This is a genomic window from Pseudomonas frederiksbergensis (genome assembly GCF_003732705.1).
GTDB lineage: Bacteria > Pseudomonadota > Gammaproteobacteria > Pseudomonadales > Pseudomonadaceae > Aquipseudomonas > Aquipseudomonas frederiksbergensis_F.
Genome location: NZ_MOBR01000006.1, coordinates 1 through 15509, shown reverse-complemented (window position 1 = coordinate 15509; position 15509 = coordinate 1). Strand labels below are relative to the sequence as shown.

Below are 15509 nucleotides of genomic sequence, written 5' to 3'. Positions count from 1 at the left end.
GAGCAAGCCATGCAACGCGACGCACTCCTGACCCAGGATGAGCTGGATTTTATCCAGACCATGCAGCACAACCCGCAGCTCAATGTGCGGGATGCAACGTCGAGCCTGCTCGTCAACGGTGGATCGCAGATCCGGGACCTGCTCACGCGCCTCGCCGCCCATGAGCAGGTCACCATCCAGGCCAACTTCGAAAATCAGCAAATGACCTTCCCGCTGCACTTGGTCGAGGACGAGTTCCACGCGCTGCATTTGCGCCTGGGCGTGCCGAGTATTTTTGAGGACGGGCCGATGGTCCGACCATGGCGCCTGACACTAGAGGAGCCGGTCGCACTGGAGAATGCCAAAGGCCAGCCCGGCACGATGTGGGTCCATGAAGTGTCGTTCAAAGGGGTTTTGCTGGAAGTTCGCAACAAGACCAAACCGCCGAAGCATTTCGCGTTGTGGTTCAGCCCGTCAGGCTATGAACGGATCGCGTTGCGCGGTACGTTCGAACGGGAAACCGAGCAGGGCTTCTTCGCTTACCAGTTGAGCCAAAGTGACAAGGACGAAACCGAACGTCTGCGTCAATTCATCCTTCAGCAACATCGCCTGACCCATCCTGCCTTGCACGTCTGAACCTCAAGTATCCAGGTTACCCGCCAGGAATTGCTTCAGACGCTGTCGCATCAACAAACCCTCGTTCCCCAGACAGCCGATCGAAGACCCGGCCAGGCTTTCCTGCGCCAGGTCGGATGCATCCCCGGCCAGCATCAGCTGACAATCCAGACTCATGGCCAGGCGATTCAAACGTCGAGGCAACTCGGGTGCGGGGACGTGATTGGAAAACAGCACCAACGCCTTGGGCTGAACCCTTTCGCAGACCAGGGTCAGCTCATCGAACGGCTGGCCGATCGTCAGCACACGCACACCCGAATCCGCCCCGCTCAAAAACAGCGCGGCCACCAGCAGTTCCAATTCACGGCATTGACCTGCCAGTGCGCTGATAACGACCCGGCGCGGTGAGGTGTCACGAATCAGCAACAGGCGCTGCGCCACGCGGGATCGCAGGAAAGCATCGAAAAACAACCACTCGCTGGTTTGACCGAACGCCTCCTGACGCTGCAACAGTTGCGTCCAGAGTGGCATCAGGATGTCCTGAAACACCACCGGCATCGAATAACTGGAAAAAATTTGCCCGTAGACCCGCTCCAGCTGAACATCGTCAAACGCGCTGACCGCCGCCTGGACCTGCTGCTGCCATTGGGCGTAATCAGCCAACACCAATTCATCGGGGATGATGTGCGAGAGCACTTTGAGCGGTTCGGTCTTGGCCAGAATCTTGCCAACCTTGCTGACCGCTACGCCGCGATCAATCCAGCCAAGGATGCTGCGCACTGTCTCGATATCGGCCATCGAATACAGCCTATGCCCGCTTTCGGTGCGTGTGGGCTGGATCAGGCCATAACGTCGCTCCCAGGCTCGCAACGTCACCGGGTTGATGCCGGTGAGGCGCGCCACTTCTCGAATCGGGAACAGTTCTTCCCGTTCAAGGGAGACGCTTGGGAGCAATCGAGGGACAACGTCAGTCAGGACAGGCATTTGGGCGTGATCGTCCAAGGTCAAATTGGATCCTATTCTAGCGCTTAACCCCCGTAATCATTCAACCCATTGATGGATGCGACACAGGATATTGATGGGCGATGAATGCCTCTGGTGTAATTTTCATAATCAGGAATAATCCTTGCTTGTCCCAGGACGCAGCCCATCACCCCGGCGCTGCGTCTGGCGAAACTCCTACCCGGAGCGACGCAATAGCCTTACGGAGATACACAATGTCTACCTCACCCGTCACGCTGATGGTGGCGCGCCGCGTTGCCGATGGACGTTATCAGGACCTGATCGCCTGGTTGCGTGAAGGCGAACAACTGGCCACCGACTTTCCCGGCTATCTCGGCTCTGGCGTGCTCGCTCCGCCGCCCGATGATGACGAATTCCAGATTATCTTTCGCTTCGCCGACGAGCAGACCCTGCACGCCTGGGAGCATTCCGCCTCGCGCACTGCCTGGCTGGGCCGCGGCAGCGACTTGTTCGCCCATCCGACGGAACATCGGGTCAGCGGCATCGAAGGCTGGTTCGGCGCAGCGGGTAATCGCCCGCCGCGCTGGAAACAGGCCGTGGCGATCTGGCTGGCGTTCTTCCCGGTTTCCCTGCTGTTCAACTTTGTCCTGGGGCCGTTGCTCGGTGAAATGAGCCTGTTGCCTCGGGTGCTCGTCAGCACGCTGTGCCTGACGCCATTGATGGTCTATTTCTTTATTCCGCTGTCGACTCGTTTGTTGGCCAACTGGCTGCACAGCACGCCGACTCGGGCAATTCCCGTCGCCCCCACCACCCAGAACCAATGATTTCCCTGTAGGAGCAAGGCTTGCCCGCGATGAACGATGACTCGGTCTGAAAGAAAGACCGAGTCGTCTCAATCGCGAGCAAGCTTTGCTCCTACAGGTGTCGTAGGTGAACGCTCGCCGTCGCTGGTATAGTTTTGCTCTAACCGCGACGCGAGCCGTTCATGACCTCTTCCGCAGCCCCAATCCTCATCACCGGTGCCGGCCAGCGTGTCGGCCTGCACTGCGCCCGGCGTTTGCTTGAAGACGGCCACCGCGTGATCTTCAGCTACCGCACCGATCGCCCCGGCGTACAAACGTTGCGCGATCTGGGCGCAACGGCGGTGTTCGCGGACTTCTCCAGCGAAGCCGGCATCCTCGCGTTCATCTCCGAACTCAAGACCCACACCGACAGCCTGCGGGCGATCGTGCATAACGCGTCCGAATGGCTGGCCGAAACCCCGGACACCGATGCCCAGGCTTTTACCCGGATGTTCAGCGTACACATGCTCGCGCCCTACCTGATCAACCTGCACTGCGCGGACTTGCTCGAACGCTCGAACCCCGCCGACATCGTGCACATCAGCGACGATGTGACCCGCAAGGGCAGTAGCAAACACATCGGCTACTGCGCCAGTAAAGCCGGGCTCGACAACCTGACTCTGTCCTTCGCCGCTAAATATGCGCCAGCGATCAAGGTCAACGGCATTGCGCCAGCCCTGCTATTGTTCAATCCCGACGACGACGCGGCGTACCGTGCAAAAGCCCTGGCCAAGTCCGCGCTGGGCATCGAGCCCGGCGGCGAAGTGATCTACCAGAGCCTTCGCTATCTGCTCGACAACCCTTATGTCACCGGCACGACCCTGACCGTCAACGGCGGACGGCACGTCAAATAGCCGCCCCCGCGAGGATCTACCATGACGTTATCCCTGCCTCAGAACGCCTTATCCCAGAGCTATCGTGAAATCCTCATCGGCCTCGGTGAAAACCCCGACCGCGAAGGACTGCAAGACACCCCGATGCGCGCCGCCAAAGCCATGCAGTACCTGTGTCATGGCTATGAGCAAAGTGTCGAGGAAATCGTCAACGGCGCATTGTTTTCATCAGATACCGACGAGATGATCATCGTCGCCGACATCGAACTCTATTCGCTGTGCGAGCACCACATGCTGCCCTTCATCGGCAAGGCGCATGTGGCTTATATTCCGACGGGCAAGGTGCTGGGCCTGTCGAAGATTGCGCGATTGGTGGACATGTTCGCCCGGCGCCTGCAAATTCAGGAAAACCTCACCCGGCAGATCGCCGACGCGGTGCAGCACGTGACGGACGCCGCCGGTGTCGCCGTGGTGATCGAGGCCAAGCACATGTGCATGATGATGCGCGGCGTCGAGAAACAGAATTCGACCATGAACACCTCGGTGATGCTCGGCGCCTTCCGCGAGTCGAGCAATACCCGCCAGGAGTTCCTGCAATTGATTGGACGGAGCAAGTAGCAATGCCACAACTTCAACCAGGAATGGCGCGCATCCGGGTCAAGGACCTGTGCCTGCGCACCTTCATCGGCATCAACGAAGATGAAATCCTCAACAAGCAGGATGTGTTGATCAACCTGACCATCCTTTACGCGGCGCAGGAAGCGGTGCGCGACAACGACATCGATCACGCGCTGAACTACCGCACCATCACCAAGGCAATCATCGCCCACGTGGAAGGCAACCGCTTTGCCCTGCTCGAACGCCTGACCCAGGAAATTCTCGATCTGGTCATGGTCAACGAGTCGGTGCTGTATGCCGAAGTGGAAGTCGACAAACCCCACGCTTTGCGATTTGCCGAGTCGGTATCAATCACGCTCGCGGCGAGCCGTTAAGCTTCAAGCTTCAAGCTTCAAGCGGTAAGCTAACGGCCACCGAAATCCATCTTGCAGCTTGAAGCTTGCCGCTCAAAGCTGCCTCTGCGAGCCCCCCATGACCGATCAACAACGCCTGGAACTTGAAGCCGCCGCCTTTCGCCGGCTGGTCGCCCATCTGGACAGCCGCAAGGACGTGCAGAACATCGACCTGATGAACCTCTCGGGTTTCTGCCGCAACTGCCTGTCCAAGTGGTACAAGGCTGCCGCCGATGAACGCCAGATCGAGGTCAGCCTCGACGACGCCCGCGAAGTGGTTTACGGCATGCCTTATGCCGAATGGAAAGCCCAATACCAGCAAGAAGCCAACGCCGAACAACAAGCGGCGTTTGCCAAAGGAAAACCCCATGAGTGATTTGAACACCCTGCGCGCCAGCCTCAACAGCGGCGAACACCTTTTCGCTGACACCCTGGCCTTTATTGCTGCCGGCTACGATTACCAGCCGCAAGCCTTCAACAATGGTGGCGTGGAAAACGCCGCCGGGCAGAACGAAGGTTCGTGCAAGACCCTGGGTCTGGCGCTGCTGGAAGGCTTGAGCGATGACGAAGCGCTGTTGGCGTTTGGCGAGCATTACCGTTCGGTGGTGGCGACGCCTGAAGGCAGCGACCATGGCAATATCCGGGCTTTGATTGCTCATGGTCTGGCTGGCGTGAAGTTCACCCAACAACCACTGACCCGCCGCTAAACGCTTTTCCTGTAGGAGCAAAGCTTGCTCGCGATGGCGATCTTCATGACGCCATCGCGGGCAAGCCATGCTCCTACAACGGCTCCGGCACACATCCCGACTTTTAAGATTGACCCGGCGACTTTATTTCGTTTGCCCGGTCCCCCTGCTCACGGCTTAGATAAAAAGAAGCATCCCTTCTTCAGAGTCGGTCATCCATGAGCAGCGAAAGCATCAGCCAGTCGATCAACGTCGTGCATCCCGTCACCCTCAGCCACGGCAAAAACGCCGAGGTCTGGGACACCGATGGCAAACGCTACATCGACTTTGTCGGCGGCATCGGCGTGCTGAACCTTGGCCACTGCCACCCGCACATCGTCGAGGCCATTCGCGAACAAGCCACCCGACTGACCCACTACGCGTTCAACGCGGCCCCGCATGTGCCCTACATCGAACTGATGGATCGTCTGACGGCGTTTATTCCGGTGGGCTACCCGGTCAGCGGGATGCTCACCAACAGCGGCGCGGAGGCAGCGGAAAACGCGCTGAAGATCGTCCGCGGTGCCACCGGCCGCACCGCCGTGATCGCTTTCGACGGCGCCTTCCACGGCCGCACCCTCGCCACCCTCAACCTCAACGGCAAAGTCGCCCCCTACAAACAGAAAGTCGGCGTGCTGCCAGGCCCCGTGTATCACCTGCCCTTCCCGAGCAAGGACAACGGCGTGACCTGCGCCGACGCGTTGAAGGCGATGGATCGGTTGTTCAGCGTCGAGATCGACGTCGAAGACGTGGCGTGTTTTATCGTCGAACCGGTGCAGGGCGAAGCCGGGTTCCTGGCGATGGACGTCGAGTTTGCCCAAGCGTTACGGCGCTTCTGTGATCAGAAAAACATCCTGCTGATCGCCGATGAAATCCAGTCTGGGTTCGGTCGTACCGGTGAACGTTTTGCCTTCTCGCGACTGGGCATCGAGCCAGACCTGATCCTGCTCGCCAAGAGTATCGCCGGCGGCGTGCCGTTGGGCGCAGTGGTCGGGCGCAAGTCATTGCTCGACACTTTGCCCAAGGGCGGACTCGGCGGTACTTATTCAGGCAACCCGATCGCCTGCGCCGCGGCACTGGCGACCCTGGACGAGATGACCGATGCGAACCTGCACGCTTGGGGCTCGCAACAGGAAGAAGCCATCGTCAGTCGCTACGAAGCCTGGCGCGCCAATAATGTCTCCCCGTTTCTGGGCCGCCTAACCGGTGTCGGGGCGATGCGCGGTATCGAGTTGGTTAACGCCGACGGCTCACCGGCCTCTGCGCAACTGACCCAGTTGCTGGCCCTGGCTCGGGACGCGGGTTTGCTGTTGATGCCCAGCGGCAAATCGCGAAACATCATTCGGCTGCTGGCACCGCTGACCACCGAAGCGGCGGTGCTGGAGGAAGGGCTGGACATCCTTGAATTCTGCCTGGCGAAGCTTTCCTGAAAACGCAAACTGCGATCCGGGACTGACATAGCGAATTATGTTCGCTTGTGATCCCGGATTTTGCGTCGCAATACTGCCAAATACCCGACCTGTAGGAGCCAGGCTTGCCGGCGAAGGCGTCCCGCAAATCGCCTTCGCCGACAAGCCTGGCTCCTACAAATAACTTCTTTTATCGAGCGAGACTGTAACCACCTACAAGCCGAGGCATTCATGTATCACGACAATATAATTTATAAAAAAAAGTCCAATGATCCTCAATTCCTGCTTGGCGTCGCTGTGGTGTTGTTCCTCGGCGCGTACCTGATGAACCTGGGCAACAGCGCCCTCAGCCACTTTCTGCATCCACTGCTGGGCGACGCTCCCGACAGCCTGACCGCGCGCAATATCGCCATCGGTTTGCTGATCGCCGTGCTCGGCACGCTGAACTTCCATGTCCTCGGGCGCCTGAAGTTCAAGGTGCAAACCACCGTGGTGTGGATCGAACTGCTGATCCTGTTCCTCGCCTTCTTCGACACCTTCAACCTCTCCTACAGCTTCATCCTCGACAAGATCGGTTTCCTGATCATCCAGGGCGCGGCGACCACGCTGTATATCTCCGCCGTCGCCATCGTGATTGCCTTTGTGCTGGCGCTGATCGGTGCGGTGGCCAAACTGTCGAACAACGGTCTGGCGAATGCCATCGCCTCGTTCTACACCTCGTTCTTTCGCGGTGTGCCGCTGCTGATCCAGATCTACCTGATTTACCTCGGTCTGCCGCAACTCGGTTACGTGGTCGACGCGGTGCCGGCCGGCATCCTCGCCCTGTCGCTGTGCTACGGCGCCTACATGACCGAGATTTTCCGCGCGGGCATCCAGAGCATCCCGGTGGGTCAGTGGGAAGCCTCGCGGGCGCTGGGCATCAGCCCGTTCAAAACCCTGAGCCGAGTGATCATGCCGCAAGCCTTGCGGGTGATCATCCCGCCCACCGGCAACCAGTTCATCGCCATGCTCAAGGACAGTTCGCTGGTGTCGGTTATCGGCGTCTGGGAGCTCATGTACCTGGCCAAGACCCAGGGCCGTGCGGACTTCCGTCACCTGGAAATGCTCATCACCGCCGCAATGATTTACTGGGCGCTGTCGTTCATCCTCGAACGGGTGCAGGCGCGAATCGAAAAACGGGTCAACCGATCCACTGCCAGAGGTTGATCCATGATGACTACCGCCGAGCGACTCGACCTGGCCCCTGCCCCGCAGACCAGCCCTTCGATGATTTCGATCACCGGCCTGAACAAGTGGTACGGCAATTTTCACGCCTTGCGTGACGTCGACCTGAACGTGGCCGCCGGGGAAATCCTCGTGGTGTGCGGACCGTCGGGCTCGGGCAAGTCGACGATGATCCGCTGCATCAATCACCTGGAAAACTTCCAGAAAGGCCACATCCAGGTCAACGGCATCACCCTCACCAGCGAGGCAGAAAGTGTCAGCGCGGTGCGCCGGGAAATCGGCATGGTGTTCCAGAGCTTCAATTTGTTCCCGCATTTGAGCGTGATGGACAACCTGACCCTGGCCCCGCAATTGGTACAAGGCGTGTCGTCCACCGAAGCGAAAAAACGCGCGCAGGTTTACCTGGAGCGAGTTCGGATTGCCGAGCACGCGCACAAGTATCCGTCGCAACTGTCCGGCGGCCAGCAGCAGCGCGTGGCGATTGCCCGGGCGCTGTGCATGAACCCCAAAGTGATGCTGTTCGATGAGCCGACTTCGGCGCTGGACCCGGAAATGGTCCACGAAGTGCTCGACGTCATGGGCGAGTTGGCCACCGACGGCATGACCATGATTTGCGTGACCCACGAAATGGGTTTTGCCAGCAAAGTCGCCGACCGCGTGCTGTTCATGGACCAGGGCCAGGTCATCGAACAAGCCACCCCGGCCGAGTTTTTCAACAACCCCCAGACCGAACGCGCGCAGAAATTCCTCTCGCAAATCATCGGTCACTGAGAACGGCTTTACCCCGCATAACAAAAACGAAAAGTGGAGATAAACATGCTCAGTAAAAAACATGCGCTGACCCTCGCTGCCACCCTGTCGCTGTTGTTCGTCGGCGCCGCCAATGCCGGCGCGGTCCTGGACAAGATCGAGAGCAGCAAGACTCTGACCGTCGCGACCTCGGCGACCTGGCCACCCCAGGGATTCATCAACGACAAGAACGAAATCGACGGCTTCGATATCGACGTCTCCAAGGAGATCGCCAAGCGCCTCGGGGTCGCGGTCAAGTTCATCACGCCGGACTGGGACGTGATCACCGCCGGCAAATGGAACGGGCGCTGGGACGTGTCTGTGGGCTCGATGACCGCCACCAAGAGTCGCGCGCGCATCCTTGATTTCCCTGGGACCTACTACTACGTGCCCTACGTGTTTGCCGTGCACGGCACCTCTAAAGTCACCGACCACAAAGCGCTGAACGGCAAAACCATCGGCGTCGAAGGCGGCACCACGTCCGAGGACTATTTCAGCCAGGCGCTGGCCATTGAAACCACCGACGTGCCGCCCGTGGTGTATGACGTCAAAACCGAAAAAATGAAAACCTACTCCGGCTCCGTCGGGCCGCTGGACGATCTGCGCCTGGGCGACGGCACGCGGCTGGATGCCATCCTCACGCAACGCAGCACCCTGGACGCGGCCGTCAAGAAAGGCTACCCGCTGCGCGCCGTGGATAATGTCGTGGCGTTCTACGAACCACTGGCCATCGCCACCGACAAGGGTGACCCGGAGCTGACCGCCAAACTCAGTGAAATCGTGGGCGCGATGCACAAGGACGGCACGCTGACCAAGCTCTCGGACAAGTGGTACGGCGTCGACTACTCGACCATCAAGTAACCGCGCAAACCCTGTGGGAGCGAGCTTGCTCGCGAAAGCGGCTTAACATTCACCATACAGGTGACTGTCAGACCGCCGTCGCGAGCAAGCCCGCTCTCACACTTGATCGGCTAAACCTCAAGGATTGATCATGTCCTTCCCCAACACCTGGTACTCCCAAACCTCGCTGCTTCGCGCGGCGCGGCCAGCATTGCACGGCGACGAAACCTGCGACGTGTGCATCATCGGCGCCGGTATCGCCGGCCTCACGGCCGCCCTGGAACTGACCCGGCGCGGCAAGCGCGTGATCATCCTTGAAGCCCATCAAGTCGCTTGGGGCGCGTCCGGTCGCAACGGCGGCGTGGTCTCGCCGGGTTGGGCGGAAGGCTCTGGCGCGATCCGCAAAAAACTCGGCCTGGAACAGGCCAGGGCGTTGTTCCAGATGTCGGCCGAGGGGGTGGAGATCGTTCGCGACAACATCCGGGAACTGGGCCTGACCGGGTGCGCGCCATCCGCCGGCACCATTCGCGTCAAGCGCTACGACGACGGCGCCGAAGTGAAAGACCACATCGAGACCATGCGCCGGGACTTTGGCTATGAACTCAATTTTCTCGACACTGCCCAGGTGCGCGAACGGGCGCACACCCTGCGTTATTTCCAGGGTGTCGAAGATCCCAATGCCCTGCATTTCCACCCATTGAATTATTGCCTGGGCCTGGCCCGCACCCTCGAAGCGACGGAAGGGCGGATTTTCGAACACTCGAAAATGCTCGCCTGGCAGCATCAGGGCACCGACAAACTCGTCCGCACCGCTCACGGCACTGTGTGCTGCCAGGACCTGGTGTTCTGCGCCGGCGGTTACGGCGGCCCGGAATTGCAGAAACTTAGCCGCGCCTACCTGCCCATCGCCACCTACGTGGTGCTGACCGAACACCTGGGCGACGGGATCAAGAACGTCCTCGACTCCGGTGCCGCGTTCTCCGATGACCGCCGCGCGTCGGACTATTACCGCGTGGTCGAAGGCGACCGCCTGCTCTGGGGCGGACGCATTACCACCCGCAACGAACAGGACGAAAAAGCCCTGGCGGCGATGCTCAAGGCCGATATGGTTTCGGTGTATCCGCAATTGGCTGCGGTCAAGATCGACCTCGCCTGGTCCGGCCTGATGGGCTACTCCACCAACAAAATGCCCAACCTGGGGCTGCTGGAACCGGGTGTCTGGGCCTGCACTTCGTTTGGCGGGCATGGCTTGAACACCGGTTCCATCGGCGGCCGGGTGATTGCTGAAGCGGTGTGCGGGGAAACTGCGCGTTATCAGCTGTTCAAGCCGTATCTGCTGGACTGGAACGGCGGCCCGTTCGGGCGAATCGCCGCCAACGCCATCTATCAATCGTTGAAGGTCATGGATTTTGTTCAGGAGCGATTGCGCGGCTGATCAACACCCCCTGTAGGAGCGAGGCTTGCCCGCGAAGGCGTCGTATTTGCCGACATTGATGTCGAATGTTAAATCGCTTTCGCGGGCAAGCCTCGCTCCTACAGGGGTGTGGGGAGTGCAAATCTTGTGGGCACAAAAAAACCGGCCGAGGCCGGTTTTTTCATTGCTGCGAAATCAGAACTTGGCGTTCTGCAGATCGTCGAGGTAACGCTCGGCATCCAGTGCCGCCATGCAACCAGCGCCGGCCGAGGTGATCGCCTGGCGGTAAACGTGGTCAGCCACGTCACCGGCAGCGAAGATACCTTCCAGGTTGGTGGCAGTGGCGTTGCCTTCACGGCCGCCGTGCACCACCAGATAGCCGTCTTTCAACGTCAGCTGGCCTTCGAACAACGAAGTGTTCGGGGTGTGGCCGATGGCGATGAACACGCCGTCGACTGTCAGCTCGTCGAAGCTGCCGTCGTTGTTCTTCAGGCGAGCACCGGTCACGCCCATGTTGTCGCCCAGGACTTCGTCCAGGTTCGAGTTCAACTTGAGGATGATCTTGCCTTCAGCAACACGGGCGTTCAGTTTGTCGATCAGGATCTTCTCGGCGCGGAAGGTTTCGCGACGGTGGATCAGGGTCACGGTGCTGGCGATGTTGGCCAGGTACAGCGCTTCTTCCACAGCGGTGTTGCCGCCGCCGACCACTGCCACTGGCTTGTTGCGGTAGAAGAAACCGTCGCAAGTTGCGCAGGCTGAAACGCCTTTGCCCATGAACGCTTCTTCCGACGGCAGCCCCAGGTAACGGGCGCTGGCGCCGGTGGCGATGATCAGGGCGTCGCAGGTGTAGGTCGCGCTGTCGCCGGTCAGGGTGTAAGGCTTGGCAGCGAAGTCCACGGCATTGATGTGATCGAAGACGATCTCGGTTTCAAAGCGTTCGGCGTGCTCTTTCATCCGGTCCATCAGCGCCGGGCCGGTCAGGCCGTGGACGTCGCCCGGCCAGTTGTCGACTTCGGTGGTGGTGGTCAGTTGACCGCCGGCCTGCATGCCAGTGATCAGCAGTGGCTTGAGGTTGGCACGGGCGGCGTATACCGCGGCGCTGTAACCGGCAGGGCCGGAACCAAGAATAATCACTCGCGAATGACGGACTTCAGACATGACCTGCTCCTGTTAACCGGCCCGAATAACCTGGCGCGGAACGCCGGGTTTGCCGGCGGGAATAAAAAAGGACTGTTGAAAGCACTTGGGGAAGGCTTGAGCTCGACAGTCCTGTAAAAAGAATGGGTGCAGCGTATCGAGGGGGCGAAGATTAAGGAAATACGGTTTAACAATCCAGCTCATAGGCGGTCTCTATCCCGAAGCGGTGATTTTATAGACGCCTTTGTTACAGTGAATGTCGATACCGATGCCGCGCTTTCACCCGTCAGGCAAAGTCGGTAAGGTCGGCGCGTTTACCCTTTGCTCGGAGCACGCTATGCCCGCCCCTGTTCTGTCCGGCCCGCAATACCTGCGCGAAGGCCTCAAATTGGTCCTGAGCCCGGGCCTGCGTTTGTTCGTGTTGTTGCCACTGGTGATCAACCTGGTGCTGTTCGTCGGATTGATCTACCTCGCGGGACATCAATTCAGCATGTGGGTCGATACGCTGATGCCGTCTCTGCCGGACTGGCTGAGTTTCCTCAGCTACATCCTCTGGCCGATTTTCGTTGTGCTGGTGGTGCTGATGGTGTTTTTCACCTTCACCATGCTCGCCAACGTCATCGCCGCACCGTTCAACGGCTTCCTCGCAGAGAAAGTCGAAGTGGTCGTGCGCGGTACAGACGACTTCCCGGCCTTCAGTTGGGGCGAGCTGATCGAAATGATCCCCCGCACCCTGGCCCGGGAAATGCGCAAACTCGGCTACTTCCTGCCCCGGGCCATCGGGCTGTTCATCCTCTCATTCATCCCGGTGGTGAATATCATCGCCGCGCCGCTGTGGCTGCTATTCGGGGTGTGGATGATGGCGATCCAGTACATCGACTACCCGGCGGACAACCACAAACTAGGCTGGAACGAAATGCTCGCCTGGCTGCGACAGAAGCGCTGGCAGAGCATGAGTTTTGGCGGGATCGTGTATCTGGTGTTGCTGATTCCGGTGGTCAACATCCTGATGATGCCGGCCGCCGTGGCCGGGGCAACGTTGTTCTGGGTGCGTGAGCGTGGTGCCGAGAACCTGGTGCCCCAGCGATCGGCGTCATAAATCCATCATCATAAAGACACAATGACGACATGGCCTCAGCCGACACTGAGGTCATGACGACAGCTCTGCATATCACTCTGATCACCGAAACCTTCCCTCCGGAAATCAACGGCGTGGCCAATACGCTTGGCCGCTTGTGCGATGGTTTGCGCGCGCGCGGGCATCAGGTCGAGTTGGTCCGGCCGCGCCAGGGTTGTGATCGACAGTTGGGCAGTGACGATGCATTGCTGCTGTGTCGCGGCTGGCCGCTGCCGGGCTATCCGGGGTTGCAATGGGGCCAGTCGTCGATGCACAAGTTGCTGCGACGCTGGAAACGCCATCGCCCCGACGTGCTGTACATCGCCACCGAAGGACCGCTGGGTTTGTCGGCATTGCGTGCTGCGCGGCGCCTGGGGATTTCGGTGGTCAGCGGCTTTCACACCAACTTCCAGCAGTACTCGAGCCAGTACGGGCTCGGCTTGCTGACACGAATTCTGACCCACTACCTGCGCTGGTTTCACAACCGCTCGACCCTGACCCTGGTGCCCAGCGTCAGTCAGCGCCTGGAACTGGAGCGTCGCCAGTTCGAACGCCTGGCGCTGCTGTCTCGAGGCGTCGACAGCCAACTGTTTCACCCGGCCAAACGCCTTAACGCGTTGCGTGAGCAATGGGGACTGGCGGACGATGAAATTGCCGTCATCCACGTTGGACGCCTGGCGCCGGAGAAGAACCTGGGGCTGCTCAAGCGCAGTTTCGACGCGCTGAAGGCGACTTATCCACAGCGCAACATGAAATTGATCGTGGTCGGCGATGGACCGCTGCGGATGGCGTTGCAGAAGGAGTTGCCCGAAGCGATTTTCTGCGGTTCACAACGTGGTGAGGCCTTGGCCAGCCACTATGCGTCGGGGGATGTTTTTCTGTTTCCGAGCATGACCGAAACCTTTGGCAATGTGGTGCTGGAGGCGCTGGCCTCAGGGCTTGGGGTGGTGGCGTACGATCTGGCGGCGGCGGGTCAGCACATTCGCCACGGCTATAACGGTGTTTTGGCAATGCCGGGGGATGAAGCGGCGTTCTGCGATGCGGCGCGCTGGCTGCTGGAGGAACGAGAAACCTTGCGTTGCGTGCGGCTGAATGCGCGCCAGCATGCGAGTCGCCAGGGGTGGGCGGCGATTATCGAGCAGTTTGAGGGGCAGTTGCGCGGGGCTTGCTCTCAAGAGCCAACACTGACGGATGCAGCGTTGTTGCCTTAAAAGCTTCGCGGGCAAGCCTCGCTCCTACAGGGTTGAGTCGTGTCGATATGTTGTGATCGACATCAATCCTGTAGGAGCGAGGCTTGCCCGCGAAGGGGCCCTTCCAGTCGCTACTTAAACCAGCGTCATCAACGCCTCACGGCTGAACGGCAGGATGTCTTCTTCACGACCATCGCGCACTTTCTGCGCCCAGTCCGGGTCTACCAGCAGCGCACGCCCTACCGCTACCAAATCAAACTCATCGTTGTTCAAACGCTCCAGCAATTTTTCCAGGCTGGCCGGCTGGGCAATCTTGTCGGTGTTGACCATGAACTGCAGGAACTCGCCATCCAGGCCGACGCTGCCCACGGTGATGGTCGGTTTGCCGGTGAGCTTGCGGGTCCAGCCCGCCAGGTTCAGTTCGGAACCGTCGAACTCCGGCTCCCAGAAACGGCGCGTCGAGCAGTGGAAAATATCCACGCCCGCGTCGGACAACGGCTTGAGGAACTCGCCCAGGGCTTCCGGGGTTTGCACCAGACGCGCGGTGTAGTCCTGCTGTTTCCACTGGGAGAAACGGAAGATGATCGGGAAACCTTCGCCTACCGCTGCGCGCACGGCTTGAATCAATTCAATGGCGAAACGCGAACGGTTGGCCAGGCTGCCGCCGTATTCGTCGGTACGCTGGTTGGTGCCTTCCCAGAAGAACTGGTCGACCAGATAGCCGTGGGCGCCGTGGATTTCCACGCCGTCCATGCCGATGCTTTGCGCATCCTTGGCCGACTGGGCGAACGCGGCGATCACGTCCTGAATATCCTGTTGGGTCATGCCGTGAACCACGACCTGACCGTCCTTCAATTTTTCCGACGGGCCGTAACCTGGAACGGTGGCATCCGGCTCGGTGCCGATGCGACGGACGCTGCCCACGTGCCACAGCTGGGGAACGATCTTGCCGCCCTCGGCGTGCACGGCATCAACGACTTTCTTCCAGCCAGCCAGCGCCGCTTCACCGTAGAAGTGCGGCACGTTCGGGTAGCCGTTGGAGGCCTTGTGGCCGACGGTGGTGCCTTCGGTGATGATCAAGCCTACGCCGGCAGCGGCGCGGCGACGGTAGTACTCGATGACTTTGGAATTGGGAACGCCGCCCGGGGAAAAGGAGCGGGTCATCGGCGCCATGACGACGCGGGTCGGCAGTTCGAGGGTGCCGAGGTGGAACGGTTTGAACAGGGCTTTAACGGGCATGGGACGCTCCACGGGGAAATGACTTTATGACGGCGATAATATGGAGAGTCGCGAGGGTTGAACAGCACTATTGATTGCGGTGATTAAGGTCTAAAAGATAAGAAATATTGTAGGAGCGAGGCTTGCCCGCGAAGGCGTCGTGTCAGTCGATATCAATGTTGATTGATATGACGCCTTCGCGGG

Annotated in this window: 17 protein-coding genes; 14 read left to right on the top strand and 3 right to left on the bottom strand. The window is 59.9% G+C overall.

What is annotated here, in order from left to right; all coding sequences use genetic code 11:
• Positions 1 to 9 precede the first annotated feature (9 nt).
• On the top strand, positions 10 to 615 hold the full coding sequence (locus tag BK667_RS04875) for a hypothetical protein (protein ID WP_054616118.1): 606 nt from the start codon (positions 10 to 12) through the stop codon (positions 613 to 615).
• Positions 616 to 618: 3 nt separating this feature from the next.
• On the opposite strand, the gene BK667_RS04870 is transcribed toward BK667_RS04875, so the two are convergent.
• Positions 619 to 1578: a MerR family transcriptional regulator gene (locus BK667_RS04870; protein ID WP_123597226.1), complete on the bottom strand. Its 960-nt coding sequence runs from the start codon at positions 1576 to 1578 to the stop codon at positions 619 to 621.
• 233 nt (positions 1579 to 1811) lie between these two features.
• Here BK667_RS04870 and BK667_RS04865 point away from each other — a divergent pair, with 233 nt between their 5' ends.
• The 11 genes from BK667_RS04865 (at position 1812) to BK667_RS04815 (ending at position 10664) form a co-directional block, all read left to right on the top strand.
• On the top strand, positions 1812 to 2381 hold the full coding sequence (locus tag BK667_RS04865) for an antibiotic biosynthesis monooxygenase (protein ID WP_123596948.1): 570 nt from the start codon (positions 1812 to 1814) through the stop codon (positions 2379 to 2381).
• A gap of 161 nt (positions 2382 to 2542) precedes the next feature.
• Positions 2543 to 3253, top strand: a complete 711-nt coding sequence (gene folM, locus BK667_RS04860) for a dihydromonapterin reductase (protein ID WP_123596947.1) — start codon at positions 2543 to 2545, stop codon at positions 3251 to 3253.
• Positions 3254 to 3274: 21 nt separating this feature from the next.
• Complete coding sequence (gene folE, locus BK667_RS04855; protein ID WP_123515244.1) at positions 3275 to 3850, top strand: GTP cyclohydrolase I FolE; 576 nt, start codon at positions 3275 to 3277, stop codon at positions 3848 to 3850.
• 2 nt (positions 3851 to 3852) lie between these two features.
• Positions 3853 to 4224 carry a dihydroneopterin triphosphate 2'-epimerase gene (gene folX / locus BK667_RS04850; RefSeq protein ID WP_054049847.1) on the top strand — a complete coding sequence of 124 codons (372 nt, stop codon included), beginning with the start codon at positions 3853 to 3855 and terminating at the stop codon, positions 4222 to 4224.
• Between the two features lie 97 nt (positions 4225 to 4321).
• A complete protein-coding gene (locus BK667_RS04845) occupies positions 4322 to 4618 on the top strand; it encodes a DUF1244 domain-containing protein (RefSeq protein WP_123515248.1) in 297 nt (98 codons plus the stop codon).
• The gene (locus tag BK667_RS04840; RefSeq protein ID WP_123596946.1) at positions 4611 to 4949 is read left to right on the top strand and encodes a HopJ type III effector protein; all 339 of its coding nucleotides are present in this window, start codon (positions 4611 to 4613) and stop codon (positions 4947 to 4949) included. Before BK667_RS04845 ends, BK667_RS04840 begins: the two co-directional genes overlap by 8 nt.
• Before the next feature lie 197 nt (positions 4950 to 5146).
• The gene (locus BK667_RS04835; RefSeq protein ID WP_123596945.1) at positions 5147 to 6397 is read left to right on the top strand and encodes a 2-aminoadipate transaminase; all 1251 of its coding nucleotides are present in this window, start codon (positions 5147 to 5149) and stop codon (positions 6395 to 6397) included.
• Between the two features lie 210 nt (positions 6398 to 6607).
• Positions 6608 to 7582: an amino acid ABC transporter permease gene (locus tag BK667_RS04830; RefSeq protein WP_123515254.1), complete on the top strand. Its 975-nt coding sequence runs from the start codon at positions 6608 to 6610 to the stop codon at positions 7580 to 7582.
• Positions 7583 to 7642: 60 nt separating this feature from the next.
• Positions 7643 to 8371 (top strand): amino acid ABC transporter ATP-binding protein, encoded by a 729-nt coding sequence (locus BK667_RS04825; RefSeq protein ID WP_133838631.1) that lies wholly within the window; start codon positions 7643 to 7645, stop codon positions 8369 to 8371.
• 45 nt (positions 8372 to 8416) lie between these two features.
• Positions 8417 to 9250, top strand: a complete 834-nt coding sequence (locus BK667_RS04820) for a transporter substrate-binding domain-containing protein (RefSeq protein ID WP_123515256.1) — start codon at positions 8417 to 8419, stop codon at positions 9248 to 9250.
• A gap of 130 nt (positions 9251 to 9380) precedes the next feature.
• Positions 9381 to 10664, top strand: coding sequence for an NAD(P)/FAD-dependent oxidoreductase (locus BK667_RS04815; protein ID WP_123596944.1), 1284 nt, complete (start codon positions 9381 to 9383; stop codon positions 10662 to 10664).
• A 174-nt stretch (positions 10665 to 10838) separates the two neighbouring features.
• Here the strand turns inward: BK667_RS04815 and trxB are convergent, their stop codons facing one another.
• Positions 10839 to 11801, bottom strand: a complete 963-nt coding sequence (trxB, locus tag BK667_RS04810; RefSeq protein WP_123515260.1) for a thioredoxin-disulfide reductase — start codon at positions 11799 to 11801, stop codon at positions 10839 to 10841.
• A gap of 316 nt (positions 11802 to 12117) precedes the next feature.
• Between trxB and cysZ the strand changes: the two genes are divergently transcribed.
• Positions 12118 to 12879: a sulfate transporter CysZ gene (cysZ, locus tag BK667_RS04800; RefSeq protein WP_123596943.1), complete on the top strand. Its 762-nt coding sequence runs from the start codon at positions 12118 to 12120 to the stop codon at positions 12877 to 12879.
• 29 nt (positions 12880 to 12908) lie between these two features.
• Positions 12909 to 14108, top strand: coding sequence for a glycosyltransferase family 4 protein (locus BK667_RS04795; RefSeq protein ID WP_123515264.1), 1200 nt, complete (start codon positions 12909 to 12911; stop codon positions 14106 to 14108).
• Positions 14109 to 14222: 114 nt separating this feature from the next.
• Here BK667_RS04795 and BK667_RS04790 read toward each other — a convergent pair whose 3' ends face one another.
• A complete protein-coding gene (locus BK667_RS04790) occupies positions 14223 to 15326 on the bottom strand; it encodes an NADH:flavin oxidoreductase (RefSeq protein WP_123596942.1) in 1104 nt (367 codons plus the stop codon).
• Between the last annotated feature and the right edge of the window lie 183 nt (positions 15327 to 15509).

Excerpts from the sequence above, each read along its gene's own strand:
- BK667_RS04815 (WP_123596944.1), top strand. The coding sequence starts at position 9,381 with ATGTCCTTCCCCAACACCTGGTACTCCCAAACCTCGCTGCTTCGCGCG.
- BK667_RS04820 (WP_123515256.1), top strand. The coding sequence starts at position 8,417 with ATGCTCAGTAAAAAACATGCGCTGACCCTCGCTGCCACCCTGTCGCTG.
- BK667_RS04840 (WP_123596946.1), top strand. The coding sequence starts at position 4,611 with ATGAGTGATTTGAACACCCTGCGCGCCAGCCTCAACAGCGGCGAACAC.
- BK667_RS04825 (WP_133838631.1), top strand. The coding sequence starts at position 7,643 with ATGATTTCGATCACCGGCCTGAACAAGTGGTACGGCAATTTTCACGCC.
- BK667_RS04790 (WP_123596942.1), bottom strand. The coding sequence starts at position 15,326 with ATGCCCGTTAAAGCCCTGTTCAAACCGTTCCACCTCGGCACCCTCGAA.
- BK667_RS04830 (WP_123515254.1), top strand. The coding sequence starts at position 6,608 with ATGTATCACGACAATATAATTTATAAAAAAAAGTCCAATGATCCTCAA.
- folX (WP_054049847.1), top strand. The coding sequence starts at position 3,853 with ATGCCACAACTTCAACCAGGAATGGCGCGCATCCGGGTCAAGGACCTG.
- BK667_RS04875 (WP_054616118.1), top strand. The coding sequence starts at position 10 with ATGCAACGCGACGCACTCCTGACCCAGGATGAGCTGGATTTTATCCAG.
- BK667_RS04835 (WP_123596945.1), top strand. The coding sequence starts at position 5,147 with ATGAGCAGCGAAAGCATCAGCCAGTCGATCAACGTCGTGCATCCCGTC.
- BK667_RS04870 (WP_123597226.1), bottom strand. The coding sequence starts at position 1,578 with ATGCCTGTCCTGACTGACGTTGTCCCTCGATTGCTCCCAAGCGTCTCC.
- BK667_RS04865 (WP_123596948.1), top strand. The coding sequence starts at position 1,812 with ATGTCTACCTCACCCGTCACGCTGATGGTGGCGCGCCGCGTTGCCGAT.
- folE (WP_123515244.1), top strand. The coding sequence starts at position 3,275 with ATGACGTTATCCCTGCCTCAGAACGCCTTATCCCAGAGCTATCGTGAA.
- cysZ (WP_123596943.1), top strand. The coding sequence starts at position 12,118 with ATGCCCGCCCCTGTTCTGTCCGGCCCGCAATACCTGCGCGAAGGCCTC.
- folM (WP_123596947.1), top strand. The coding sequence starts at position 2,543 with ATGACCTCTTCCGCAGCCCCAATCCTCATCACCGGTGCCGGCCAGCGT.
- BK667_RS04845 (WP_123515248.1), top strand. The coding sequence starts at position 4,322 with ATGACCGATCAACAACGCCTGGAACTTGAAGCCGCCGCCTTTCGCCGG.
- BK667_RS04795 (WP_123515264.1), top strand. The coding sequence starts at position 12,909 with ATGGCCTCAGCCGACACTGAGGTCATGACGACAGCTCTGCATATCACT.
- trxB (WP_123515260.1), bottom strand. The coding sequence starts at position 11,801 with ATGTCTGAAGTCCGTCATTCGCGAGTGATTATTCTTGGTTCCGGCCCT.